The sequence below is a fragment of the Paenibacillus gansuensis genome (assembly GCF_042684925.1).
Lineage (GTDB): Bacteria > Bacillota > Bacilli > Paenibacillales > DY6 > Paenibacillus_N > Paenibacillus_N gansuensis.
This window is the reverse complement of record NZ_JBHUME010000007.1, coordinates 757,727-781,462: the sequence shown is the minus strand read 5'-3', so window position 1 is coordinate 781,462 and position 23,736 is coordinate 757,727. Positions and strand designations below refer to the sequence as shown.

Genomic DNA, 23,736 nt, shown 5'->3' with positions numbered 1-23,736 from the left:
TTGATTCTAGCAATGGCATGATCCAAACGACAAAGAAAAGTATAGGGCGGAACCGCCGATTGGGATTTTCACCCTTACTGCTGCGGCTGGTTCACACAACCTATACTTTAAGCTCAATCTATATTCTACGACATTCGTTTCTTAATAAGCTCTGGCAAAAACAACCGTATGTTCCGCAGCTTCGCCGCAAACGAGGCACTTGGATTTCTTCTCTTCCGTTTCAAAAGGAATGTTGCGGCTTGTTGCTCCTGTTTCTTCTTTCACCTGATGCTCACAGGCATTGGAGCCGCACCATCCAGCCAGATAGAACCCGCGGCGCTGTTCCATGTCGGCTTTAAGCTCGTCCAGTGTATCTACTGACAGGAAGTTTTCATCTCTGAACCGTTTGGCATTCTCGAACATCAGCTGATGCGTTTCTTCAAGCATCTTCTGCACTTCTTCTACCAGGTTCTCCTCCGAAACGATCCGCTTTTCTCCGGAAATACGGGAAACGAGAACCGCCACGCCATTCTCCATATCTCTTGGCCCCAGTTCCAAACGAACTGGTACGCCCCGCATTTCGTATTCGTTAAACTTCCAGCCCGGGCTTTGGTCAGCACGGTCATCCACTTTCACACGGACTCCTGCTTTCTTCAGCTCGGCATACAACTCGTCCGTACGTGCTATTACTGCGTCTCTGGTTTTGGCAGGACCGATTGGTATCATGACCACTTGCGTAGGAGCAACTTTTGGAGGAAGCGCCAGTCCGCGGTCATCGCCGTGCACCATAATAAGCGCCCCGATCAGACGGGTGCTGACACCCCAGGAAGTTGTATGCACATACTGCTGCGTATTTTCACGGTCAAGGAATTTGATTTCGAACGCTTTAGCGAAATTAGTTCCTAGATAGTGGGAAGTTCCCGCTTGTACCGCACGGCCGTCCTTCATCATGGCTTCAATTGAGAACGTATCGACCGCACCGGCGAATTTTTCCGAAGGAGTCTTCTGTCCGGTAATGACTGGAATTGCCAGGAAGTTCTCTACGAAATCGCGATAGATCTCCAGCATCTGCATCGTCTCGTGACGAGCTTCTTCTTCCGTCTCATGAGCTGTATGTCCTTCTTGCCAAAGAAACTCGCTTGTACGCAGAAACGGCAGCGTACGCTTTTCCCAGCGCACGACATTCGCCCATTGGTTGATCAACAGCGGCAGATCACGGTAGGATTGAATCCACTTGGCATACATATGGCCGAACATCGTCTCTGATGTCGGACGAATTGCCAATTTCTCTTCCAGCTGCTCTCCACCGGCTTCCGTTACGAATGGAAGCTCAGGGTTGAATCCCTCGACATGCTCCTTTTCTTTCTGAAAAAAGCTTTCGGGAATAAAAAGCGGGAAGTATGCGTTACGGTGGCCTGTCTCTTTAAACCGGGCATCCAGTTCACGCTGGCACAGTTCCCAAAGCTCATAGCCCTCCGGACGGAATACGATACACCCGCGGACCGGCGAATAGTCCATCAATTCCGCTTTCTTAATGACATCAATATACCACCGAGAGAAATCTTCGCTCTGCGGGGTAATTTCGGTAACAAAACCTTTGTCCTTTGACATGTCGACCTCCGAAAATTAGAACTTCAAGTTCAGCTCTTAAATAAACGCAAAATATCATTATAAGTAACAGCCAGCATTAGCAGCATCAGCATCGCGAATCCGATGAAATGCACCATGCTTTCCCTGTTGGGGTCTACCGGACGGCCGCGGACCGCTTCAAATCCGAGAAACACAAGCCTGCTTCCGTCAAGCGCAGGAAACGGCAGCAAATTGAATATTCCTAAGTAGAGGCTTAAAATCCCCGCCCAGTAAATCAACTGCGGGAGGCCGGCTTTGGCAAATTGGCCGGTCACTTCAAACGTACGTACCGGTCCGCCTAAATCATCCATTTTGAACTGGCCGAACACAAGCTTCTTAAAGCCGTCAAAAATCAATACCGTCGCATCTTTCATAATATGCGCACCATTCTGAACCGCCTCGCCGAATCCGGCATTGCGTGTGATAACAGGCACCGTGATACCCACACGGCCGATATTATCCTGTTTATTCAAAGCAGGGGTAATTTCAACCTTCTGCTCTTGTCCATTGCGGATGATAATCCAGTCCATCGGCTTATTAGGCGATTTATTAATCAGCTCAATCAGCTTCGTTCTATCCCCGCCGATGGCTACGCCGTTAACGGACTTTACAACATCTCCGGGAGTCAAGATGCCTTTGGCTACGGAGTTGTTCTCCACTGTGCCGATCTTCACATACTGCGGTTGTTCCACTGGAATCCCCGCCATTAATATGTACGTGCAGAAAAAGACGAAAGCTAAAATAAAGTTCATCAGAGGGCCGGCAAATATGGCCAACGCACGCTGTCCGACGGTCTTGCTGCCGAACTGGCGGTTATGGGGCGCAATTTGGGTTTCTTTGAGTTTGGAGACGATCACCGCTTCAGGATGAACGTTATACTTCTGGACTTCACCCTCGATATCAAGCTTTACATATAGTGCATGCTCGATGTCCAGCTTTTCGATCACGCCTTGAACCGTGTTGTTCCTCTGATCCAGCTGATCCATAAAGATGTGGCTGACTTGATCCTGCTTGTTTAGTCTTAGCGCAACAGTCTGCCCCGGCTGGACTTCAACAACTTCCGGATCTTCTCCGGCCATCCGCACGAAACCGCCGATCGGGAGCAGCCTTAGCGTATAACGGGTTTCTCCTCTTTTATAAGAGAAAATTTTCGGCCCGAAACCGATGGCAAACTCTCTGACGAGAATGCCGGCACGCTTAGCAAAATAGAAATGGCCCCATTCATGAATGGATACCAGTACAAAAAATACCATGACCGTTTGAAACAGTACTTGAGGCGTCAACGATTCCCAACCCCTATTCTCTTAGTGTGAAAGGACTTTCCGTTCCGGTGATGAGATCAACGCGGGTTAACATGTCCTTAAGATAACATTATTCCTCACTCTAACACAAGAGAATCAACTCAGGCAAACATGCAGTGAAAAACCGAGGCCGGTTCGCACCAACCTCGGCCTATCATACTACTTATGCCATGCTGCAGCCTCTTTACGGGCCCAGGCGTCACATGCAAATATTTCGTCCAGCTGCGGTTCGTGAATGGTATCATGGCGGCTCAGCACTTCCTCAATAATGGCCTCAATTGCCAAAAAAGGGATTCCTCCGCGAAGGAAACGGGCAACCGCCGCCTCATTAGCTGCATTATAAACAGTGGGTGCGCTTCCGCCAGCTCTGCCGGCTTCGAAAGCCATCCGCAGCAGCGGGAACCGGTCATAATCCATTTCCCGGAAATGCAGCGTGCCTAGACGCGCCAAATTCAACGGCTCGGTAGGGCTTGCAATGCGGTCAGGGTAAGTTAAGGCATATTGAATCGGGACCCTCATGTCGGGATTCCCCATTTGTGCTATGATGCTGTGATCATTGAATTCCACATAGGAGTGAATGATGCTCTCGGGATGGATTAAAACTTCAATCTGATTGTAGGACAAGTCAAACAACCAGTGGGCTTCCATCACCTCTAGCCCCTTGTTGACCATCGTAGCCGAATCAATCGTAATCTTCGCGCCCATAGACCAGTTTGGATGCTTAAGGGCATCTTCTACTGTCACACCCGCAAGCTCCTCGCGTGAACGGTCCCGAAACGAACCGCCGGAAGCGGTTAATGTAATCTTCCGGACGGCCGCGCGGGGCTCGCCGTTCAAACATTGAAAAATCGCCGAATGCTCACTGTCAATCGGCAGCAGCGACACACCGCGCTGCTTCGCCAACGCGGTGACCAGATGGCCGGCGCTCACAAGGGTTTCCTTGTTAGCGAGGCCGATCTGCTTGCCGGCGTCAATCGCCGCAAGTGTCGGCTTCAGCCCTTGGCTGCCGACAAGGGCTGTAATGACGAAATCCGCGTCGTTATGGGCCGCGATTTCGATTAAACCCTGCTCGCCGAAGCTCAGCTCGATGCCCGGAGGAAGCTCGCCGCGAATACGGTCGGCTAGCTCCTTAGTGGCAACCGACACTTTCTTCGGGCGGTGCACTCTGGCCTGCTCAGCCAGCAGCTCGATATTGCTTCCGGCTGACAATGCCTCCACTGTATATAGCTCCGGATAGCGGGAAATGACATCCAGGCTTTGCGTGCCAATCGAACCCGTAGAACCAAGAATCGAAACTTTCTTCTTCAAAAGGACACCACTTTCTATCATTCGTTCCGGCTGTTGACATGCGATCAAATCAAGCCGAGCATATGAACCAGCGGGAAGACGATCAGCCAGCTGTCGCACCGGTCCAATATACCGCCGTGACCAGGCAGCAGATTGCCTGAATCCTTTACTCCCCTGACACGTTTATATGCAGATTGGATCAAATCTCCAAGCTGGCCGAACACGGAGCTGACTACACCGATCCACACTGCGTTTGTAACATTCAGCAAGTCCGGTTTCACGACAGCAAATAGAACGGCAGCCAGTACCGAAATAACAATCCCCCCAACGGAACCTTCTATGGTTTTGTTAGGGGAAATTTCAGGCCACAGCTTATTTTTGCCGAAAGCCTTTCCTGTAAAATAAGCACCGGAATCGGAAGCCCATATGCAGACAAACAGCACAAAAGTAAAAAATAACCCGTTCGGATCCATATCCCGCGTAGCGGTCATATAATGAAACCCGATCCCTATGTAGACGACACCGATAAAAAGAAGCGAGACTTTACCGATATCCTTTTTGTTCTTCGAAAAAACAGTAATTGCCATAAGAAGCAGCATGAACAGCCAAATAATGGTTTCCATAGGAGGAAAATGCCAATCTTGTATAATACTCGCCGGCATTACTAAATACAGTACGGCCGCATAACCTGCGATGACAGGGATCTCCATGCTTTTGAAACCGTTCATCTTGGCGAACTCATAAAATCCGATTAATGACATTACCGTGATAAGGGCGCGAAACCAGACCTCTCCTAGTACAAGCAAAAAGAGAAAAGCGGCTCCGGCCAGCACCCCTGTTACGATTCTCTGCTTCAACGACGATTCCTCCAATAATGCCGGTCTTGCCGGTTACAGTCCGCCGAAACGTCTAGCGCGCTGTTGATATCCTCTTATAGCTTCATGAAAATGTTCTTCTGTAAATGCGGGCCAGAACACGTCGGTAAACCACAGCTCAGAGTATGCAAGCTGCCACATCATGAAGTTACTGATACGCAGTTCCCCGCTCGTACGGATTAATAGATCAGGATCCGGCAGAGTGCGGGTTAGCAAATGCTGTTCGTACAATTCCTCTGTGATTTGATCCGGTTGCAGTTCTCCCGTTTGGACCGCTGCCGCCATTTCTTTAAATGCATTTAGCATTTCTTTCCGGCTGCCGTAATTTAAAGCGAAATTTAGAACCATTCCCGTATTGTGTTTAGTGCGTTCTTCCGCTGCTTCTACGGCTCTCAGCGTATGCTCCGGCAAATCTTCCTTATAGCCCATCATGCGGACCTGTACATTGTTCTCGTGCAATTCTTCCAGTTCAATGGAGAGAAACTCCTGAGGAAGCTTCATTAGAAACTCTACTTCTTCCTTAGGCCTTTTCCAGTTCTCCGTTGAAAAAGCATACAAGGTCAACACCTTGACTCCCAGCCGGTCTGCGGCTTTCGTAATGCGCTTAATTGTTTTCATACCCGAATGATGCCCTGCGATTCTTGGCAGACCATGGGATTTTGCCCATCTGCCGTTACCGTCCATAATAATGGCTACATGCTGCGGGATTTTGTCGGAAGAAAGTTCGGCCGCTGCGGATTCTTTTTGCTGTTTGGACGCAAATAAGTTTTTGAGTTGTCGTTTCATCCTATTTCCCCCGTGAAGAACTCGAACATAGACATAAACCCCCTCGGATAGAGGGGGGAACGTATGTGAATTAAACTTCCATGATTTCCTTTTCTTTAGCAACAAGAATCTTGTCAACTTCTGCAACAAACCGGTCCGTAGCCTTCTGGATATCATCCTGATGTTTCCGGGACTCATCTTCAGAGATCGTGCCCTTCTCCAGCTTCTTGATATCATCGTTGGCATCGCGGCGGATATTGCGGATCGCCACCTTTGCATCTTCCCCGAACTTCTTCGTGTTCTTCACGAGCTCGGCTCTGCGTTCTTCCGTAAGCGGCGGGATTACAATACGAATGGAACTTCCGTCGTTGGAAGGAGTAAGTCCAAGATCAGACTTGAAAATAGCTTTCTCAATGGTGGACAAGGAAGACTTATCCCAAGGTTGAATCATCAGTGTTCTGGAGTCCGGTGTGGAAATATTGGCCAACTGGTTCACCGGCGTCATTGCTCCGTAATATTCAACCTGTACGCGGTCCAGCAATGCCGGAGTAGCGCGGCCCGCACGCAGCGTAGTCAAGTCGCGGTGCAGGGCGGACAGTGCCTTTTCCATGCGTTCTTCCGCGTTCTTTTTTATGGCTTGTGGCATTAATCTACACTCCCTTTGATAATGGTACCGATTTTTTCACCAAGGACAACACGCTTAATATTACCCTCTTCGGTAATGTTGAACACAATCAATTGGATGTCGTTATCCATACACAGGGACGATGCTGTAGAATCCATGACTCCGAGGTTCTTGTTCAAAACTTCCATGTATGTCAGCTGGTCGTATTTCTCGGCAGTTTCATCTTTGAAAGGATCTGCAGAGTATACGCCGTCCACTTTGTTCTTAGCCATCAGAATGACTTCCGCTTCGATTTCGGCTGCGCGAAGAGCTGCAGTCGTGTCTGTGGAGAAGTACGGATTTCCTGTGCCGGCAGCAAAAATGACAACACGGCCTTTTTCCAGATGGCGGATTGCCCGTCTGCGGATATAAGGCTCAGCGATTTGCTGCATGGCGATGGATGTTTGTACGCGGGTCGGCACGCCGATCTGCTCCAATGCATCCTGAAGTGCCAGCGAGTTCATCACAGTTGCCAGCATCCCCATGTAGTCAGCAGTTGCACGGTCTATACCTTTGGCGCTGCCTGCGATCCCCCTCCAGATGTTGCCGCCGCCTACGACAATAGCTACCTCAACCTGGAGTTCCACAACCTCTTTTACTTGCTCAGCAATTGAGGAAATCGTGTCGGCGTCGATTCCATAGCCTGTCTGTCCGGATAAGGCCTCTCCGCTTACTTTAAGAACAATGCGTTTAAATACCGGTTGTTCCAAACTGTTTTCCTCCCTTTCCTATCCCCGTATTAACTTATCATTAGTGATTTATACTTTCTTATGTGGTTATAAAAGAAGGAACACAGAAGGTGTTCCTTACTTGGATTCATATGCTGATGCTTATTGCTTCACTTGAGCCATAACTTCTTCAACGAAGTTATCGACTTTCTTCTCAAGGCCTTCGCCCAGTTCAAAACGTGCAAAACGACGGATGGAGATATTTTCTCCGATCGTTGCCACTTTCTCTTTCACAAGCGTTTCGATCGTTTTGTCCGGATCTTTAATGAAGGATTGCTCCATCAGGCAGAACTCTTCATAGTACTTGCCGATGCGGCCTTCAACCATTTTCTCAACGATTTTCTCAGGCTTGCCTTCGTTCAGTGCTTGAGCTTTCAGAATTTCTTTCTCTTTCTCGAGCTCTTCAGTCGGAACTTCTTCACGGCGTACATATTTAGGGTTAGCCGCTGCGATTTGCATAGCAACGTCACGTGCAAACTCCTTAAACGAATCTGTTTTTGCTACGAAGTCAGTTTCGCAGTTGATTTCAACCAGAACGCCGATTCTTCCGTTAGCGTGAATATAGGATTCAACAACGCCTTCCGTCGCAATACGTCCTGCTTTATTAGCCGCTGCCGCCAAGCCTTTCTCACGAAGAATTTCACCCGCTTTGGTTACATCTCCGTTAGCTTCTTCCAATGCTTTTTTGCAATCGAGCATACCTGCTCCTGTTTTCTCGCGCAATTCTTTAACTTGAGCCGCTGTTACTGCCATGATTAATTTCCTCCTTAAAGGTTGGGTGCTTAGTTAGGGATGTGTTTCGACGATTTTTATGTGAGATAAACCTATTTCGGGGCCTTTCAAAGAAGAGCGGCCGCGTTTCTATGTAGGTTTACGCGCCAATAAGAAAGCCCGTTCGCTTACAGAAGCTAACACTTTCTTATGTTGTAAAAACCGTTCGCCGCAGCTCCCGGGCATACCATTCGTTTGCTTGAAAAAAAAGGGTAGTGATAGGTTAAAAAACCTCCCAACCACCCTTTTATGTGTACAGCATCTATTAAGCTGTTGTAGTTTCGCCTTGGTTAGCTTCGATGATAGCGTCAGCCATTTTTGCAGTAAGCAATTTAACGGCACGGATCGCATCGTCGTTACCAGGAATAACATAATCGATTTCGTCCGGATCACAGTTCGTATCAACGATACCTACGATTGGGATACCCAATTTGCGAGCTTCCGCTACGGCGATACGCTCTTTGCGAGGGTCGATAATGAACAGGGCATCAGGCAATCTTCTCATGTTCTTGATTCCGCCCAGGAATTTCTCCAAACGATCTTTCTCTTTGCGAAGGATGATGACTTCTTTCTTAGGCAGAACCTCGAAAGTGCCGTCCTCTTCCCATCTCTCAAGAGTTTTCAGACGATCAATACGCTTCTGGATTGTGGAGAAGTTTGTCAGCGTTCCACCCAACCATCTTTGGTTGATGAAGAAGTTACCGCAGCGCTCAGCTTCCTCTGCAACAGAGTCTTGAGCTTGCTTCTTAGTTCCTACGAACAGCATAGTGCCGCCCTCAGCTGCAAGGTTCTTAACGAAGTTATAAGCTTCGTCAACCTTCTTAACTGTTTTTTGCAAGTCGATAATGTAAATACCGTTTCTTTCGGTGAAGATATAACGATCCATCTTAGGATTCCAACGACGGGTTTGATGTCCGAAGTGTACCCCAGCTTCTAGAAGCTGTTTCATGGAGATTACTGCCATCTTCACGCACCTCCTCAACATGGTTTTTTAGTGTGTTGCCCTCCGCCTGCCTCATCTTTGCATAAAACTCCAAATGGAGCACCGTTATACAAATTAGCCGACGTGTGATTTTAACACCGTCAATTACTATATCATACGCAGCCCAAGGATGCAACCGCCAGGCATAGAAAAACCCTGAAACCACTCACATAGCCGGCTATTCAGGGTTTAATGATGATATCAATGATGTTCTGAAGGGACATGCCCTTAGTAAAATGCTTCAATCCGGGTTGAATTTTGCCGTTCGCCTGTTTGACCGTCATCAAGTTTTCGAACGCCTGCACTTCCTTTATTACGCCAAGCTGACGAAGGATTTCAGACAATGTGGCAGAATCCGTCCCCTTCATAATGTATACGGCCATCATCGCTCCAGAATCCTTTGAATCATTCGCGATGTCGGACGGCTTATTCCCTAGAGCGGCGGAACTTGCGGCTTTCGACCCGATTTTCTTGGCTTCGCTCACCAAACGGTCTACTTCTTTCTGAGTATACACTTTGTCGCCGTCCGATAATAAAGTCAGTCCCAGTTCCTCTGCCTGCTGTTTTACTTCATCGGCCGTTAAAGGTTCCTGTGCCGGCATGCTAAACCTAGCGTCCTGCTGTTCCACCGCAAACAACAACTGAAGAAGAAGCGCTCCGGCCATCATGCCGATTCCGATCCCTATAAGCAATGTGCGGTTCTTAAGCACGAAGTGTCTCCTCCTGTCGTGCCAGCTGAAGAATTAACTGCAGTTCGCCCTTGTTCATCGACAGCTTTTTCGCAATATAGTCAGCGGATTTGCCCTGGGACTGAAGTTCGAACACTTCGCTGTACCTCTGTTTGATCTGCATAGCCTGGTGAGACTGATCCGCATTCCCCGTATCTTGGACAGGTTCATTTTCAGAGCTCTTTACTTCGGATTTACCTGTCCATTCTGCGTCCGAACGAGCCTGAATCCGTTCCAGCTGCTTATGAAAGGTGTCCAGTACTGCATTGAATTTAGCTTCAGCAGCCGCATACTGTTCCTCGAGCTGGTTAATCCTTGCTTTAAGTTCCGCTTGTTCCCGGTCATGTTCCTTATGAATTTGTGAAAAATGGGCCAGCAGCTCCCGGTTTTCTTGTTCAATCTGCCCCATATAATGCTCCAGGCTTTCCTGAAAATCCTTGACGGACCCGCCGCCTTGCTGCCGGTCTGCGCGCTTTGGCATCAGGGATGCTAAAACAGCAACTACTGAGCCTAACAACACAATATAGGACCAACTGCTCATTAGGTATCACCATACTTTTCTGGGTTAATAGGTAAAATCAATATGTCTGCCTTTGTATGGATGCTCGGCAAGGGTTTCTTCCGTATCTTCTTTCAGGGTACGTTTCTTTCCGGAAGAGGCGGAAGGCGCCGGATTTCTGCGTTCTCGGTCGGCAACCCCGCTTCCCGATGCTTCTTCCGGCTTACTGCTTCGATGGCGTGAGTCTTCCTGATGCTTGGCTTCCTGTCCGGCTAACTGGCTCTGATCCGTGACCGGTTTCTGGTTTAACTGATTATGCAAAGGCACCAGGTCATTGGTCCTGGGAATTGCAATTTGCATCTCAACAGGTTTAAAGTTCACGTTCCACAGCTCCTTCCGTTCCTGCCTCAGCGCCCGGCAACCATTCCTATATCACCGTCAAGATATCGGAATGTGACTCTCTGGCATGGATCCTTAACGAATTTCGTATAGCGTCCGATCACGATTTTGGCGCCTCCATAAATGGTAGAAATTACATCCACCCTCGCCTTTTCGGTATCTTCAAGCGTTTTCTCAATCCCCAAAATTTTATCCCGCAATACGTTTTGTTCATCCGCGGTTTGCCTTTTGGTATGGGCAAGCTTAACCCTCATAGCCATTTTATCTGGACCCAGGCTGCCGGCTGCTGCCATTTGATCCAACAGGATCAGTGCTTTCTCCGTTTTGTCCGCATTCTCCATATTTAATTTCAATTGGGAACGCAGCTGCTGCAGTTCGTTTCGAAGTTCGGGCACAACCCCTACTTCAATGGCCGTTGCTGTCGACATCGTATTCCCGACGGTTCTTGCCACGACCGACTCACCCGCCTGAATAAGCCCTCCAACGATTAAGCCCTTGGCCCCATTGCAAAGCACGCTTCGTTTGGCTCTTACCTGAGAATGCATAATGCTTTGGGTAACTACAACATCTTCTCCGGCATAAACATTTCCTTCTTGAATAAAGGAACTTTTCACTGAGCTTCCCGCCCGGATATAACCTTTGTTATGGCCGAGCACACCGGCTGTGATCTCAATCGACCCTTCCGCTTCCAATTCTGCGCCTTCCACGCCGCCGATGACCCGGATATCTCCGGCCGCTTTTACCCTGAACCCGGTAAGGACGTTTCCGCGTATAACTACAGTCCCTACAAAATCAATGTTACCGATGCTGTAGTCCACATCTCCATTTACCTCGTAAACCGGAAAAACATTGACTTTGTCCCGGTCCGTTTTGGTAACCATACCATCAATTGCGGCATAAACCCGAATCTGTTCCGGATCGATCACGACATTTTTACCAAGCTTAAACCTGGCTTCCCTACCGTGTTTCCCAGCAAGCTCTTCCCCTGTGACGGCCCTCCCGTTCTGACCAGGCAGTGCAGGGATACGTTCCGCAATCAACTGTCCCCGTTTCACATTTCGCAGATCGATAATTTCCTTAAAATCAACCGTCCCGTCTATAAGCTCTACCGGCTTACGGTCTTTGTTATCTAAATCATATTGAAACTGTATGTATCCGTCTTTCCCGTCCTGAGGTACTTCCCCAGAAGCAACCAGAGCCTGGTTAAAAACATACTGTTGGGGGTCGGAAACCATGTAGGAAAGCACATGAGTCTGTATTCCGTGAACAATTTGCCTGCTTTCCAGCAGCTGCTCCAGTTCTTCCAATGTAACGCTGAACTTCTCGTCGATATCTATAAACTGGACAAATGCCTTTAACTTATCGTCTGACAAGACCAATGATACATAATGCTCGATCGGATAAGTTCTAGTAGACATCACCGGTCCTCCTTTCATCCTGGCACAACCATGTTATGGGTTCTCAAACAACTGCCCTTTCAGCCTTCCTAGAGAACCCCTAAGGCGAAGAATGGCTTTAGAATGAAGCTGCGAAATCCGGGAAGGTGACAGGGACATCACTTCGGCAATTTCACTTAAGGATAAGTCTTCGTAATAAAGCAGGGAGACCACCGTACGCTCCTTCTCCGTCAACCGTTCAATAGCCTTAACCAGTGATTCTTTTAAGAAAAATTCCCCAACTTTAGATTCCGGATTTTTGGCTCTTTCATCCACCAGCACATTCAGCCTGGTTTCCGTTTCTTCTTCGCCGATCGGATCCTCCAGAGAACAAATGGCCGTTATCGATATATCCTGAAGCATGTGCTGAAACTCCTTTTCCGAAAGTTCCAGATAATCACTTACTTCCGCATCGGTTACAGTTCTTAAGTACTTCTGTTCAAGCACAGTATAAGCCTCTTCGACCTTCTTGGCCTTCTCACGGACGGATCGCGGAACCCAGTCCCCTTGACGGAGACCGTCGATGATGGCGCCGCGGATGCGCCAGGAAGCATAAGTTTCAAATTGAAGCCCGCGCTCGTAATCGAACTTTTCCGTTGCATCCATTAATCCCATTACACCGTAGCTGGATAGGTCGTCCTTTGAAACATTTTTGGGCAAGCCAACGGCCAGTCGATTAGATACGAAATCCACAAGAGGCAAATAGGTTTCGATAAGAAGCTTCTTGGCTTCCGTGTCCCCTTGTTCCTTCCACTGCTTCCACAATTCCATGTTCGGCAAATGTGATGTCTTGGTTTCCATCATGGTTCACCATCCCCTACTCTTCATTCAGGTGGCGTATTGCTTTAGCCAGCTCCTCAGGTTGAAGTTTATTCTTGTTGACTAACTGCGGCGGTTCAAGAGGAGCAAAGGAGAGATCCGCTTCTTCATCCTCCGGCTCCTGATGCGATTCCGGCGGCGCTCCGTTTTTTAGAAGCCCGTTTAGCTCTTCCGAATCATCCGGAGTCACATAATCCAGGGTTCCGCCCACGCCATGCCTACCTTGAGTCTCCTCCGCGCCTGCCGCCCCGTTGATGCCCATCAGGATACCAAGGATCAAACGGAACATAAAGATCAGAACGAACAGTATAACGAAAGAATAAAGACTGCGGATCAAGGTAGTCTGGAGAAGGTTCGAACCGAGGCTCAGCACAAAAGTCAAAACCATACCCGTACCGGCACCAATGAAATTCCATCGTAATGAACCTCTCATTTATATCTCTTTAACCCCTTGCTGCACACTGCGAATAATGAGAATGCCAGTTTCTGCCTGAAATTCGATCGTCCGCCCGTAATTGCTGCCGGTATCTTCAGCAAGCAGCGGGATTTGGTATTGTTCAAGCATTGCTTTACAGGACTCCACGTTCCTCGGTCCGATGCGGAGCGTATCATTTCCGCTTGAAAAAGCAAACATTTGTGCGCCACCCGCCATCTTAGCAACCATTCTGCTAAGGGAGGCTCCAAGCTCCGTCATCCTGCGGATAAGCTCAGGTATGGCGGTATCAGCATATTTTGCGAGATTAAGGCTTCCTTCTTTGGCGATTTCGGATGAAGGCAGCATGACATGCGCCATTCCGGCCACTTGGGTCCTTGTATCGTAAAGTGTCAATCCTACACAGGAGCCAAGGCCTGTCGTTTTCAGTACACCGCCGGGTTTCATCACATTCAAATCTGCCATGCCAACCTTCATAACATGATCCTGTATCATTCGGCGGGCACTCCCAGCGCAGTGAAGATTTTACCGAATGATTCAGGATCCGGGATCAGAAAGAAATACCCTTCCACTTCATCGTGATCCTCCAAAAATTTGGTGTCAATAACAAGTGCTGCATCGCCCATTTCGCCATATTGGATCAAACCGTAACTGAGTATGGCACCTGCCATGTCGATAGCCAGCGACGGGACTGTCGGAGACATAGCCAAACTTGTGAAATCCGCTAAAGAGGACAGATACGATCCTGCCAGAATGTTACCGATTTCGGAAAGTGCGGAAATCTCCATTTCTGTGTACTGGCCTTCTGCTTCAAGCTGGATGCCCGCAAAATTGCGAAGTAGCCGTTTGGCCGATTCCTGGTTAATGATGAAAAACATATTACCCGGCGCATCCCCGACAACTCTTAGAAATATAGCGACTACGACGTGTTCCGCACCGCCTACACGTTCGGCTACTTCCTCAAAAGGCACCAGGTTCACTTGAGGCACCTGCATGTCGATAGGCTTGTCCAGCAGTCTGGATAAAGCTGTTGCTGCATGACCGGCCCCGATGTTCCCGACTTCTTTGAGGACATCCATCTGCATTTCGGCAAACTTCTTGAACAATTCCACCTGTTGTTAACCCTCTATACTTTCGAGCTGGATAATTTCGTTCTTATTCAGCACTTCATGGAGATTCAGCATAACCAGAAGGCGGTTATCCTTCAGTTTCGCAACACCCCTCAAATACTTGGCTTTAATACCGCCGACCACTTCAGGCGGATCCGCAATCAGATCCGTATCCAAATCGATGACATCGCTTGCGGAGTCGACAATTAATCCGACTTCCATCTCCCCGACGGCGACGATAATAATCCGGGAATTTTCCGTAAATTCAGCTTGCGGCAGGGCAAAGCGTTCACGAAGGTCAATGATTGGAATGACAATTCCTCTAAGATTAATGACTCCCTTTACAAAAACCGGCGTCTTCGGCACGCGGGTTATCGGCATCATTCTTTCAATTGTGCGGACCTTGTCAACTTCTACCCCGTATTCTTCATGTGCCAGCGAAAATACGATAAATTTAGTCTCTTCTGCCATGGCTGCTGCCTCCTCTATTTAATTAATGCATTCGGATCAAGAATAAGTGCTACTTGCCCGTCACCCAGAATAGTTGCTCCGGAAACGGCATAAAGTTCGGTTAAATATTTGCCCAATGTTTTTAATACGATTTCTTGTTGCCCGATAAACTCGTCTACCATGAGAGCCGCAAGTTTGTCGCCTTTGCGGATTACAACCACTTCCGTCTCGACTTCGCCGGCTTCGCTGTAATCGGGACTTTCCAGCTGCTGACTGAGAGATACCAGCGGAATTACCTGATTACGGTAATCCATCATCAAATTGCCGTGAACTTTACGGATTTGCTCCGTTTGAATCATGGCCGTTTCAACGATGGATGACAGCGGAATAGCGTATTTCTCGCTGCCCAGCTTCACCAGCATGGCTGAAATAATCGACAAAGTCAGGGGAAGCTGCACTGAGAATTTCGTTCCGGCGCCGAGTTTGGAATCTACGGTTACATTCCCGCCCAACGAGGTAATCTTGGATTTCACAACGTCCAGGCCTACACCGCGGCCGGAAATATCGGAGATTTTTTCTGCGGTGGAGAATCCGGGAGCAAAGAGCAGCCCATACACTTCTGCGTCTTCCATGCTTTTGGCCTGTTCCGGATTTACAATCCCTTTCTTGACGGCGGAATTCAACACTCCTTCGCGGTTGATGCCGCGACCGTCCTCTTCTATTTCAATAAAGACGGAGTTGCCGCTGTGAAATGCCCGCAGATGGACCGTTCCGGTTTCATTTTTACCGGCGTCAATACGGTCTTGTATAGGCTCAATACCATGATCTACCGCATTGCGCAGCAAGTGTACCAGAGGATCGCCGATTTCGTCGATAACGGTGCGGTCCAGCTCCGTATCGGCGCCTTCGATGATCAGGTCGACTTTCTTATCCAGTGATTTGGCCAAATCCCTGATCATTCTAGGAAAACGATTAAACACCGAGTCAACAGGCACCATTCTCAGCTTCAAAACGATATTCTGCAAATCGCTGCTTACCCGCGACATATGCTCAACTGTTTCCGTGAGCTCGTTCTTATGAAGTTCACTCGCAAGTTGTTCTAATCGAACACGGTCGATAAGCAGCTCGCTGAAAAGATTCATTAAAGCATCCAATCGCTCAATATCTACACGGATTGTGCGGCCGCCAACTTGTCCTCCGCCAGCTGCAGCCGCCTGCTGGGTGCGGGGGGCTGCCTTCGGCTGCTCAGCCGCAGGCACATTCTTCTTGTCGGAGGCTGAATGTGCTTCCACTGCCGCGGCAGCCTCCTGACGGGCAACTGCCGGGGCTGAAGCCGATAAAACGGCAAGCGTTTCTAGATCCAACACAACGGCACGGACTGCATCTACTTCTGAAACTGCCCCTACACGCTGTTCCAGCTCCTGCGCCTCAAGTCCTGAAATATAGTAGACGGAGAACGAGCGGTCGAACTTTTCCTGTTCTATGTCCTGTACACTTGGCGAGGATTTCACAACTTCCCCGTTCTGTTCCAGCACGTCGAATACCATGTAGGCCCTGGCAGCTTTGAGAATGCAGTCTTCTCTTAGAGACACTTCAAGCATAAACACCCGGCTGCCTTGTTCGATCGATTGTTTCAGGATTGAATATTGGAACTCATCAAGCTCTATACCATGGGCTTGGGAAGGCGAAGCTTTGGAAATTTCCGCAACCGGAGCAGCGGTTCCCTTCGCATAGTCAGGGCTGACAATAGATTTCAGTGATGACACGATCTGTGTTACGTCGGCAGTACCCGTGCCTCCTTGGATAATATCCTGCACCATGGATTCCAACGAATCCAACCCTTTAAACAGCGTATCGAAAATGAACGGATCCATATCCAACTTGCTGTTTCGGACTAGGTCAAGCACGTTTTCCATTTCATGAGTAAGGGACGCAATGTCCTCGAAGCCCATCGTAGCGGACATCCCTTTTAATGTATGAGCCGACCGGAAAATATTCTGGACGATGCTGATATCCTGGGGATTGCCTTCCAATTGAAGCAAATTTTCATTCAATGCCTGCAAATGATCATTCGATTCGTCAATAAACATGGACAAATATTGATTCGTGTCCATCCCGCACCTCCTGCAAATTTTGAAAAACTGGTTTCATCTCTTTATGTATATCAAAGCCTTAACGTGACATCAGGAGTTCGGTTAATTTGCGGGGAATCTCAGTCACAGGCAAAATATAATCAACGCATTGCGTCTCTACTGCCGCTCTTGGCATACCATACACAATGCAGGTCTCCTCGGATTCCGCAATCGCGGTCCGAATGCCCGCTTCCTTTAATGCTTTCATTCCTTTGGCACCGTCACTCCCCATGCCTGTCATAACTACGGCGTGCATTTCCAAATCTTCAGCAATCGGCAGCAGCGAGTCAAATAACGCATCTACCGAGGGGCGGTGGCCGTTCCGCGGTTCGTCTTTGGTGAGTTTTACTCTGTAGCTTCCCGCCGTCTGCTTAACAATGAGCAAATGCCAGCCACCCGGAGCTATATAAGCTTTACCGGTTTGCAGCTCTTCACCTTCAGACGCCTCCGTCACCGCGATTTGAGAATTCTTGTCCAGCCGTTCCGCTAATGAATGGGTAAACTTCGGAGGCATATGCTGAACGATCACGATCGGGGCAGGAAAATCTGCCGGAAGTTCTGACAGCACTTGATTTAGAGCACGGGGGCCCCCCGTCGAAGTCCCGATAGCGACAAGCTTCGTTATTTTCGTCCTGGAGTGCGTTGGGATCGTTTGGTTAGCAGCCGCAGCTTGCCCGGGAAGCTCTGAATTCGATTGCGGGTTTGGCCAAACTTTGGGGATCGCTGGCTTGTCAGAACCGAATTTTTGTTTACTCTCCTCTGTTTTGGCCGGTTTCCGAACAACTGCAGCCTCCTGCACTGCCGTGCGTTTGACTGGAGTCACTGCAAGCGCTGCAGAAGCCTTCCCACTTGATGGGGCCTGTAACGCGTTCTTTGAACTCATTCGGATTTTGACAGCCATCCTCAACTTTTCCTGCAGGAGCAACTTTACTTTATAAACATCAAGAGATACGGAACCCGAAGGTTTCCGAACGAAATCCACAGCGCCCCGCTCCAACGCAATAATGGTTTCCCTGGCACCTTCTTCAGTCAGGCTGCTCAGCATAATTACCGGAACCGGTGTGTCCTGCATAATATGGAGCAGCGCTTCCAGCCCGTTCATTTCGGGCATCTCCACATCCATCGTCACGGCATCGGGCTGAAGCTCCTTCACCTTGGCAATGGCTTCTTTGCCGTTCTTGGCCGTACCAATTACGGTAAACTGCGGATCGTCTTCAATTAAATCGGATACGACTTTCCTCATAAACGCTGAATCATCCACTACGAGGATTCTGTTTGGTGCCATCTTCTTCACCCCTGTCACATGATGACAATTTCGTTCTGCAATGGATGCTTAAGCCAGCAGGTTTTTCATTTTTTGCAAAAAGCCTTTCATGCCACCCTGTTTGGCAGACAATCGCTTCTCGCCATTCAAAAATTGGAGGACGATCTGCCTGATCGACTCGGAAGCGGCACTGCCAGGGAAAGACAGAGTGAACGGCGTTTGTTTCTTTACAGCTTTCGAGACATTCGGATCGTCGTAAACGAAACCAAGCGCCGGTATGTTCAGTCCCAAAAACTGCTCGGCGACCATGCTGATTTTATCAGCGGTATGCTTGCCTTCCTTGAAATCCGACACCCTGTTGATTACGAGCCTGTACTTTACTTTATGACCTAAAGAATGAACCATTTTGATGATGGCATAGGCGTCGGTAATGGATGTAGGCTCGGGTGTCGTTACGACAATCGCTTCGTCGGCCGCTACGATAAATTTCAGCGTTTCTTTGGAAAGTCCGGCGCCTGTGTCGAAAAGAATGTAATCCACAGTTCCATTAAGAAGCTCTACCTGTGAAGCAAAGAAATCAAGCTCCTCTTCCGTCAGCCTAAGCAAGTCGTTAAAGCCTGACCCGCCGGCGATAAACTGCAGCCCGCCCGGGGCAGTATGGATAATCTCCTGTATCGTCCGTTCCCTCTTCAATAAATGGTACAAGCTGTACTTGGAGGAGACGCCCATCAGCACATCGATGTTGGCTAAACCGATATCGGCATCAAATATGAGCACTTGATATCCTTTGGACTGAAGTGTGAGCGCAAAATTCAGCGTGAAGTTCGATTTTCCTACGCCGCCTTTTCCGCTGGTGACCGTTATGATTTTGGTCTGCCTGTAATCCCCGTTCTCCCTGCCTTGGATCATATTGCGGAGTGCCTGCGCCTGATCACTCATCTCTCCAGCCCTCCAGCAATCCGTTCAGGAGGCTCGCTTCATCGGCCTGCCGGATATCATCAGGCACCGTTTGTCCATGGGTTACATATGACAACTGCAGATCGAAGTCGTACAGCAAATTCGCTGCGGCTCCGTAAGAATCGGTCTCATCCGCTTTTGTAAATAAAACTTTGTCGATCGAAAACTTGGTGAAATTCTCTGTCACGGCTTTCATATCTCTGTATTTCATCGTAAGGCTCAACACAAGGAATGTTTCGTTTTCCCCTTCAGAACGAAGAAGGCTGTTCAATTCGGACACATACATTTCATTGCGAAAATTACGGCCTGCTGTATCCATAAAGATCAGATCGCAATCGGACAGGTTCATGAACGCCCTGTTAAGTTCCTGAGGCGAGAACACCACTTCCATCGGGATATTCAATATTGTAGCGTAGGTCCTTAGTTGGTCGATTGCCGCAATGCGGTACGTATCTGAAGTGATAAAGCCTACTTTACGGTTATGTTTGAGCGCCTGCTCCGCAGCCAGCTTTGCAATGGTCGTAGTTTTGCCTACTCCGGTCGGCCCCACAAAATGCACGACACGTGTAGAGGGCGATATCGGCTTGCGGCCTTCCTTATAAAGAATGTTCTTTAGTTCTTCCCTCACGATCATGCTGATCCGGTCTTTGGAAAGTTCCCCGTCTTCCCCGGCAGAAGCTTCGTCAAGGACATTCATCAGGTGTGTCAATAACTCTTCGCTGATATCCTGGCTGCGCAAGTGCTTCTCCAGCTCCCTGACTGCTTCCGGTGTCGGCTTTGTCCCTTCCTGCCGCAGGGAAAGCTGCTTCATCATCGCTTTCATCTGCTTGAGCTCTTCATACAGCCGTTCGTCCTGCGAAACGAACGGCGCGGCGCCGCTCGCTTCCAGCGGCTTCGCTGCCTGCATCGGAAGCGGCACCGCCGCTTCCGATGCGGGCGAGGCCGCTGGCGCGCCCGCTGATCGCGGCGCCGGCGCGGGCGCCGGTCTGTGCCGGTCCTCCGGCACAGCCGACGGTGCGCCCGCGGCGTAGGCTCTGGCCGCAGCTGCCGGAGGCATGCTGGCGGCCGGCCGGCCCGGCTCCTGCAGCGGCGTTTCGCGCTGCGCTGCAGGGGCCGGGCTCGCCTGCGCTGCGGCATGCTGCAGCAGCGCCTGCTCCAGCTGGGCCGCGGCGGAAGGCTTCGCCTTCGGCCGGGCCGGTTCTTCCGCCGCTGCGTCGGTGGCGGCGATGACTTCGATTTTCTTCTTGGCGAACATGCCTAGAACACCGCCGACCCGGACTTCCTTCGTATTGAGAATGACCGCGTCTTTGCCAAGCTCGGCGCGAATTTTCTGCATCGCCTCGGGCATCGTGTCCACGATATACTTTTTCACTCTCATAAATTCACCACCCCTACGCTCTGAATTTCCACGTTAGGTTCCAGCTCGCTGTACGAGAGGACAGGAATATCCTGCATCGTACGGTCCATCAGCTGGCGCAAATACATCCGGATGGTCGGTGACGATAAAATCAACGGCTGCTGCCCGGACTGGATCAGCTTGTTAATCTGTTCTGCCAGCTTCTGATAAACGGCTTGGGTAGATGACGGATCCATCGCCAGATAACTTCCTTGCTCCGTCTGCTGAACGGATTCGGCGATTTTCTTCTCCAATGACGGACCGACCGTAATCACCCGCAAGGCCTCCCCTGTCTGCGTGTATTGCAGCGTGATCTGACGGGAAAGAGCTTGCCTCACGTACTCGGTCAGAACATCAGGGTCCTTCGTATAAGTTCCGTAATCGGCCAAAGTTTCAAATATAGTAACCAGATCGCGGATGGACACTTTTTCTTTCAAGAGCTTTGCAAGCACCTTCTGGATGTCGCCGATGGAAAGAACATTCGGGATCAGCTCGTCCACGAGAGCCGGATTGGAATCTTTGACATTGTCGACCAGCGACCTTGTCTCTTGACGGCCAAGAATTTCATGGGCATGCCGTTTGATCACTTCCGTCAAATGGGTAGCCACAACCGAAGGCGGATCTACCACCGTATAGCCCGACAGTTCGGCACGTTCCTTATTCGCTTCATCAATCCAAAGCGCAGGGAGTCCGAAAGCCGGCTCCACCGTTTCAATACCATGAATGGAATCATCATCGAAACCGGGGCTCATTGCGAGATAATGGTTAAGCAGCAGTTCGCCCCGCGCGACGGTATTCCCTTTGATCTTGATGACATATTCGTTCGGCCGCAGCTGAATGTTATCGCGGATGCGGATGACCGGTACGACAAGGCCCAATTCGAGCGCGCACTGCCTGCGGATCATAATGATCCTGTCAAGCAAGTCGCCGCCCTGCTGCGTATCAGCCAGCGGAATGAGACCGTAACCGAATTCGAATTCGATCGGATCCACCTGCAATAACGAAACGACGCTTTCCGGGCTGCGCACTTCTTCGATCTGCTGCTCTTCGACCAGCTGCTCGTCCTGAATCTGCTTACGCTCCAGGTTCTTCTGCATCGTATAGGCTGCATATATCAACAGCCCGGCAATAGGTACTGTCGAAATCGGGCCGATCGGAGTGAAGAAACCGAGCAGCAGCACGGTTCCCGATACGATATAAAGCAGTTTAGGCTGACTGAACAGCTGCGAGGTGATGTCGAAGGACAGATTGCCTTCCGAAGCGGAACGGGTTACGATCAAGCCTGCCGCAGTCGAAATCAGCAAAGCAGGAATCTGGCTAACCAGACCGTCTCCGATCGTGAGAATGGAATACGTGTGCAAAGCTTCCCCGAAAGGCATGCCATGAATCGCCATGCCGATGATGAAACCACCCAACAAATTGATTAATAGAATGACGATCCCTGCAATCGCGTCGCCTTTTACGAATTTGCTTGCACCGTCCATAGCTCCGTAGAAATCGGCTTCGCGTTCAATTTTGGACCTGCGGTCTTTGGCCTGCTGTTCGTTAATCAAACCGGCGTTTAAATCCGCATCGATACTCATTTGTTTCCCCGGCATTGCGTCCAGCGTAAACCTTGCGGCTACTTCGGCCACGCGCTCGGACCCTTTCGTAATTACGATGAACTGTACAACGACCAGGATAAGAAACACGACAAAACCGACGGCAATCTGCCCGCCAGCGACAAAGTTACCGAACGTCTCAACAACGTGTCCCGCTTCAGCTTTGGACAGAATATTTCTGGTTGTTGATACATTCAATGCTAGACGGAACAAGGTCGTGATTAGCAATAATGCCGGAAAAATGGAAAACTGAAGCGCCTCGTTTGTGTTCATCGACACTAACAGAATAATCAGTGCCGTTGAAATGTTGATGATCAAGAGGACATCCAGCAACCAAATCGGCAGCGGCAGCACCATCATGAGCACAATGCCGATGATGCCTAACAGGATGGTTAAATCTTTCGTTCTCACGCTGGGTCCTCCTCTCTATGAATGTTAAGCTTTGCGTTTCATTTTGTAGACAAAAGCCAACACTTCCGCAACAGCCTGGAACAGTTCCACGGGAATGCCTTCCCCTATTTCAGCCTTCTCGTACAACGCTCTGGCGAGCGGCCGGTTTTCCATCGTAGGAATCCCTTCCTGCTTGGCGATTTCCTTAATTTTGAGGGCTACGAAATCCATGCCTTTGGCAAGAACCAGCGGAGCATCCATTTTGCCGGCCTCATATTTTAGCGCGATCGCAAAGTGGGTTGGATTCGTAATGACCACATCCGCCTTGGGAACTTCCTGCATCATGCGCTGCATCGCCATACGCCTTTGCTTTTCGCGGATTTTAGCTTTGATGAGCGGGTCCCCTTCGGATTTTTTATATTCATCTTTAATGTCCTGTTTGGACATCTTCAGCTGTTTTTCGTGTTCATAGCGTTGGTACGCATAATCCAGAACGGCCAGTACTACAAGTACGGCACCGATTTTGACCCCAAGCGATAAAACAAGTCCGGCGGTAAACGTGAATATCGATTCTAAAGGCACCGTGCTGAGTTCAAGGATGCGCTCCTTTTCCCCCCACAACGTCATATAAGCCACGACACCGACAACTATGATTTTGGCAATGGATTTGAACAATTCCACTAAGGACCGGAGCGAAAAAATCCGCTTTGCCCCTTCAATCGGGTTGATCTTATTAAATTTCATCATCAGCGGGTCGCCGGTTAACAGAAAACCAAACTGTGCGTAATTGCCGATGATCGCAACGATAACCGTGATGACCATGATAGGTGAAATCAAAATCAAAGACTGCACTATTAAATCGCTGAACATTTGAGCGGCTGTTGCTTGAGTCAATTCCCGGTTCATATAATCGTGAAACGTAACGGAGAACAAACGGTAGATCCGTTCTTTATAAAACCCGCCGAACATAGAGAACGACAAAAAGGAAATTAACAGGATAAATGCGCCGGGCAGCTCCATGCTTTTGGCGACCTGGCCCTTTTTACGGGACTCCTGGCGTTTCTTCGGCGTTGCCTGTTCTGTTTTTTCTCCGGAAAATAACTGTAAATCCAGCTTCAGGCGGAACTCCGGGTTCAGAGCCA

The 23,736-nt window shown here is 49.4% G+C and carries 24 protein-coding genes; all 24 read right to left on the bottom strand.

What is annotated here, in order from left to right; genetic code table 11:
- Positions 1 to 141 precede the first annotated feature (141 nt).
- Complete coding sequence (gene proS, locus ACFSUF_RS11460) at positions 142 to 1,590, bottom strand: proline--tRNA ligase (RefSeq protein ID WP_377602928.1); 1,449 nt, start codon at positions 1,588 to 1,590, stop codon at positions 142 to 144.
- A gap of 29 nt (positions 1,591 to 1,619) precedes the next feature.
- The gene (gene rseP / locus ACFSUF_RS11455) at positions 1,620 to 2,861 is read right to left on the bottom strand and encodes an RIP metalloprotease RseP (protein ID WP_377603161.1); all 1,242 of its coding nucleotides are present in this window, start codon (positions 2,859 to 2,861) and stop codon (positions 1,620 to 1,622) included.
- Positions 2,862 to 3,068: 207 nt separating this feature from the next.
- The gene (locus ACFSUF_RS11450) at positions 3,069 to 4,217 is read right to left on the bottom strand and encodes a 1-deoxy-D-xylulose-5-phosphate reductoisomerase (protein ID WP_377602927.1); all 1,149 of its coding nucleotides are present in this window, start codon (positions 4,215 to 4,217) and stop codon (positions 3,069 to 3,071) included.
- Between the two features lie 44 nt (positions 4,218 to 4,261).
- Positions 4,262 to 5,053, bottom strand: coding sequence for a phosphatidate cytidylyltransferase (locus ACFSUF_RS11445; RefSeq protein WP_377602926.1), 792 nt, complete (start codon positions 5,051 to 5,053; stop codon positions 4,262 to 4,264).
- Between the two features lie 33 nt (positions 5,054 to 5,086).
- Positions 5,087 to 5,857 (bottom strand): isoprenyl transferase, encoded by a 771-nt coding sequence (locus ACFSUF_RS11440; protein WP_377602925.1) that lies wholly within the window; start codon positions 5,855 to 5,857, stop codon positions 5,087 to 5,089.
- A gap of 70 nt (positions 5,858 to 5,927) precedes the next feature.
- Positions 5,928 to 6,482: a ribosome recycling factor gene (frr, locus tag ACFSUF_RS11435; protein WP_377602924.1), complete on the bottom strand. Its 555-nt coding sequence runs from the start codon at positions 6,480 to 6,482 to the stop codon at positions 5,928 to 5,930.
- Complete coding sequence (gene pyrH / locus ACFSUF_RS11430; RefSeq protein WP_377602923.1) at positions 6,482 to 7,210, bottom strand: UMP kinase; 729 nt, start codon at positions 7,208 to 7,210, stop codon at positions 6,482 to 6,484. Before pyrH ends, frr begins: the two co-directional genes overlap by 1 nt.
- A 120-nt stretch (positions 7,211 to 7,330) precedes the next feature.
- Complete coding sequence (gene tsf / locus ACFSUF_RS11425; protein WP_377602922.1) at positions 7,331 to 7,981, bottom strand: translation elongation factor Ts; 651 nt, start codon at positions 7,979 to 7,981, stop codon at positions 7,331 to 7,333.
- Between the two features lie 283 nt (positions 7,982 to 8,264).
- A complete protein-coding gene (gene rpsB / locus ACFSUF_RS11420) occupies positions 8,265 to 8,963 on the bottom strand; it encodes a 30S ribosomal protein S2 (protein ID WP_377602921.1) in 699 nt (232 codons plus the stop codon).
- A gap of 200 nt (positions 8,964 to 9,163) precedes the next feature.
- Entirely contained in the window at positions 9,164 to 9,691 is a 528-nt protein-coding gene (locus ACFSUF_RS11415) for a hypothetical protein (protein WP_377602920.1), read from the bottom strand.
- A complete protein-coding gene (locus ACFSUF_RS11410) occupies positions 9,684 to 10,250 on the bottom strand; it encodes a DUF6115 domain-containing protein (protein WP_377602919.1) in 567 nt (188 codons plus the stop codon). Before ACFSUF_RS11410 ends, ACFSUF_RS11415 begins: the two co-directional genes overlap by 8 nt.
- A gap of 24 nt (positions 10,251 to 10,274) precedes the next feature.
- Positions 10,275 to 10,589: a hypothetical protein gene (locus ACFSUF_RS11405; RefSeq protein WP_377602918.1), complete on the bottom strand. Its 315-nt coding sequence runs from the start codon at positions 10,587 to 10,589 to the stop codon at positions 10,275 to 10,277.
- Positions 10,590 to 10,615: 26 nt separating this feature from the next.
- Entirely contained in the window at positions 10,616 to 12,025 is a 1,410-nt protein-coding gene (locus ACFSUF_RS11400) for a DUF342 domain-containing protein (protein ID WP_377602917.1), read from the bottom strand.
- A 33-nt stretch (positions 12,026 to 12,058) separates the two neighbouring features.
- Complete coding sequence (locus tag ACFSUF_RS11395) at positions 12,059 to 12,847, bottom strand: FliA/WhiG family RNA polymerase sigma factor (RefSeq protein ID WP_377602916.1); 789 nt, start codon at positions 12,845 to 12,847, stop codon at positions 12,059 to 12,061.
- 13 nt (positions 12,848 to 12,860) lie between these two features.
- A complete protein-coding gene (locus ACFSUF_RS11390) occupies positions 12,861 to 13,295 on the bottom strand; it encodes a hypothetical protein (protein ID WP_377602915.1) in 435 nt (144 codons plus the stop codon).
- Entirely contained in the window at positions 13,296 to 13,790 is a 495-nt protein-coding gene (locus tag ACFSUF_RS11385) for a chemotaxis protein CheD (RefSeq protein WP_377602914.1), read from the bottom strand.
- Positions 13,787 to 14,407, bottom strand: coding sequence for a chemotaxis protein CheC (locus ACFSUF_RS11380; protein ID WP_377602913.1), 621 nt, complete (start codon positions 14,405 to 14,407; stop codon positions 13,787 to 13,789). The genes ACFSUF_RS11385 and ACFSUF_RS11380 overlap by 4 nt, the downstream gene beginning before the upstream one ends.
- 6 nt (positions 14,408 to 14,413) lie before the next feature.
- The gene (locus tag ACFSUF_RS11375; RefSeq protein ID WP_377602912.1) at positions 14,414 to 14,875 is read right to left on the bottom strand and encodes a chemotaxis protein CheW; all 462 of its coding nucleotides are present in this window, start codon (positions 14,873 to 14,875) and stop codon (positions 14,414 to 14,416) included.
- A gap of 14 nt (positions 14,876 to 14,889) precedes the next feature.
- Positions 14,890 to 16,968 carry a chemotaxis protein CheW gene (locus ACFSUF_RS11370; RefSeq protein ID WP_377602911.1) on the bottom strand — a complete coding sequence of 693 codons (2,079 nt, stop codon included), beginning with the start codon at positions 16,966 to 16,968 and terminating at the stop codon, positions 14,890 to 14,892.
- A 58-nt stretch (positions 16,969 to 17,026) separates the two neighbouring features.
- Positions 17,027 to 18,271 carry a protein-glutamate methylesterase/protein-glutamine glutaminase gene (locus ACFSUF_RS11365; RefSeq protein ID WP_377602910.1) on the bottom strand — a complete coding sequence of 415 codons (1,245 nt, stop codon included), beginning with the start codon at positions 18,269 to 18,271 and terminating at the stop codon, positions 17,027 to 17,029.
- Between the two features lie 48 nt (positions 18,272 to 18,319).
- Positions 18,320 to 19,189 (bottom strand): MinD/ParA family protein, encoded by an 870-nt coding sequence (locus tag ACFSUF_RS11360; RefSeq protein WP_377602909.1) that lies wholly within the window; start codon positions 19,187 to 19,189, stop codon positions 18,320 to 18,322.
- Entirely contained in the window at positions 19,182 to 20,585 is a 1,404-nt protein-coding gene (gene flhF / locus ACFSUF_RS11355; RefSeq protein WP_377602908.1) for a flagellar biosynthesis protein FlhF, read from the bottom strand. Before flhF ends, ACFSUF_RS11360 begins: the two co-directional genes overlap by 8 nt.
- Entirely contained in the window at positions 20,582 to 22,615 is a 2,034-nt protein-coding gene (flhA, locus tag ACFSUF_RS11350; protein ID WP_377602907.1) for a flagellar biosynthesis protein FlhA, read from the bottom strand. The genes flhF and flhA overlap by 4 nt, the downstream gene beginning before the upstream one ends.
- A gap of 24 nt (positions 22,616 to 22,639) precedes the next feature.
- Complete coding sequence (flhB, locus tag ACFSUF_RS11345; RefSeq protein ID WP_377603160.1) at positions 22,640 to 23,731, bottom strand: flagellar biosynthesis protein FlhB; 1,092 nt, start codon at positions 23,729 to 23,731, stop codon at positions 22,640 to 22,642.
- Between the last annotated feature and the right edge of the window lie 5 nt (positions 23,732 to 23,736).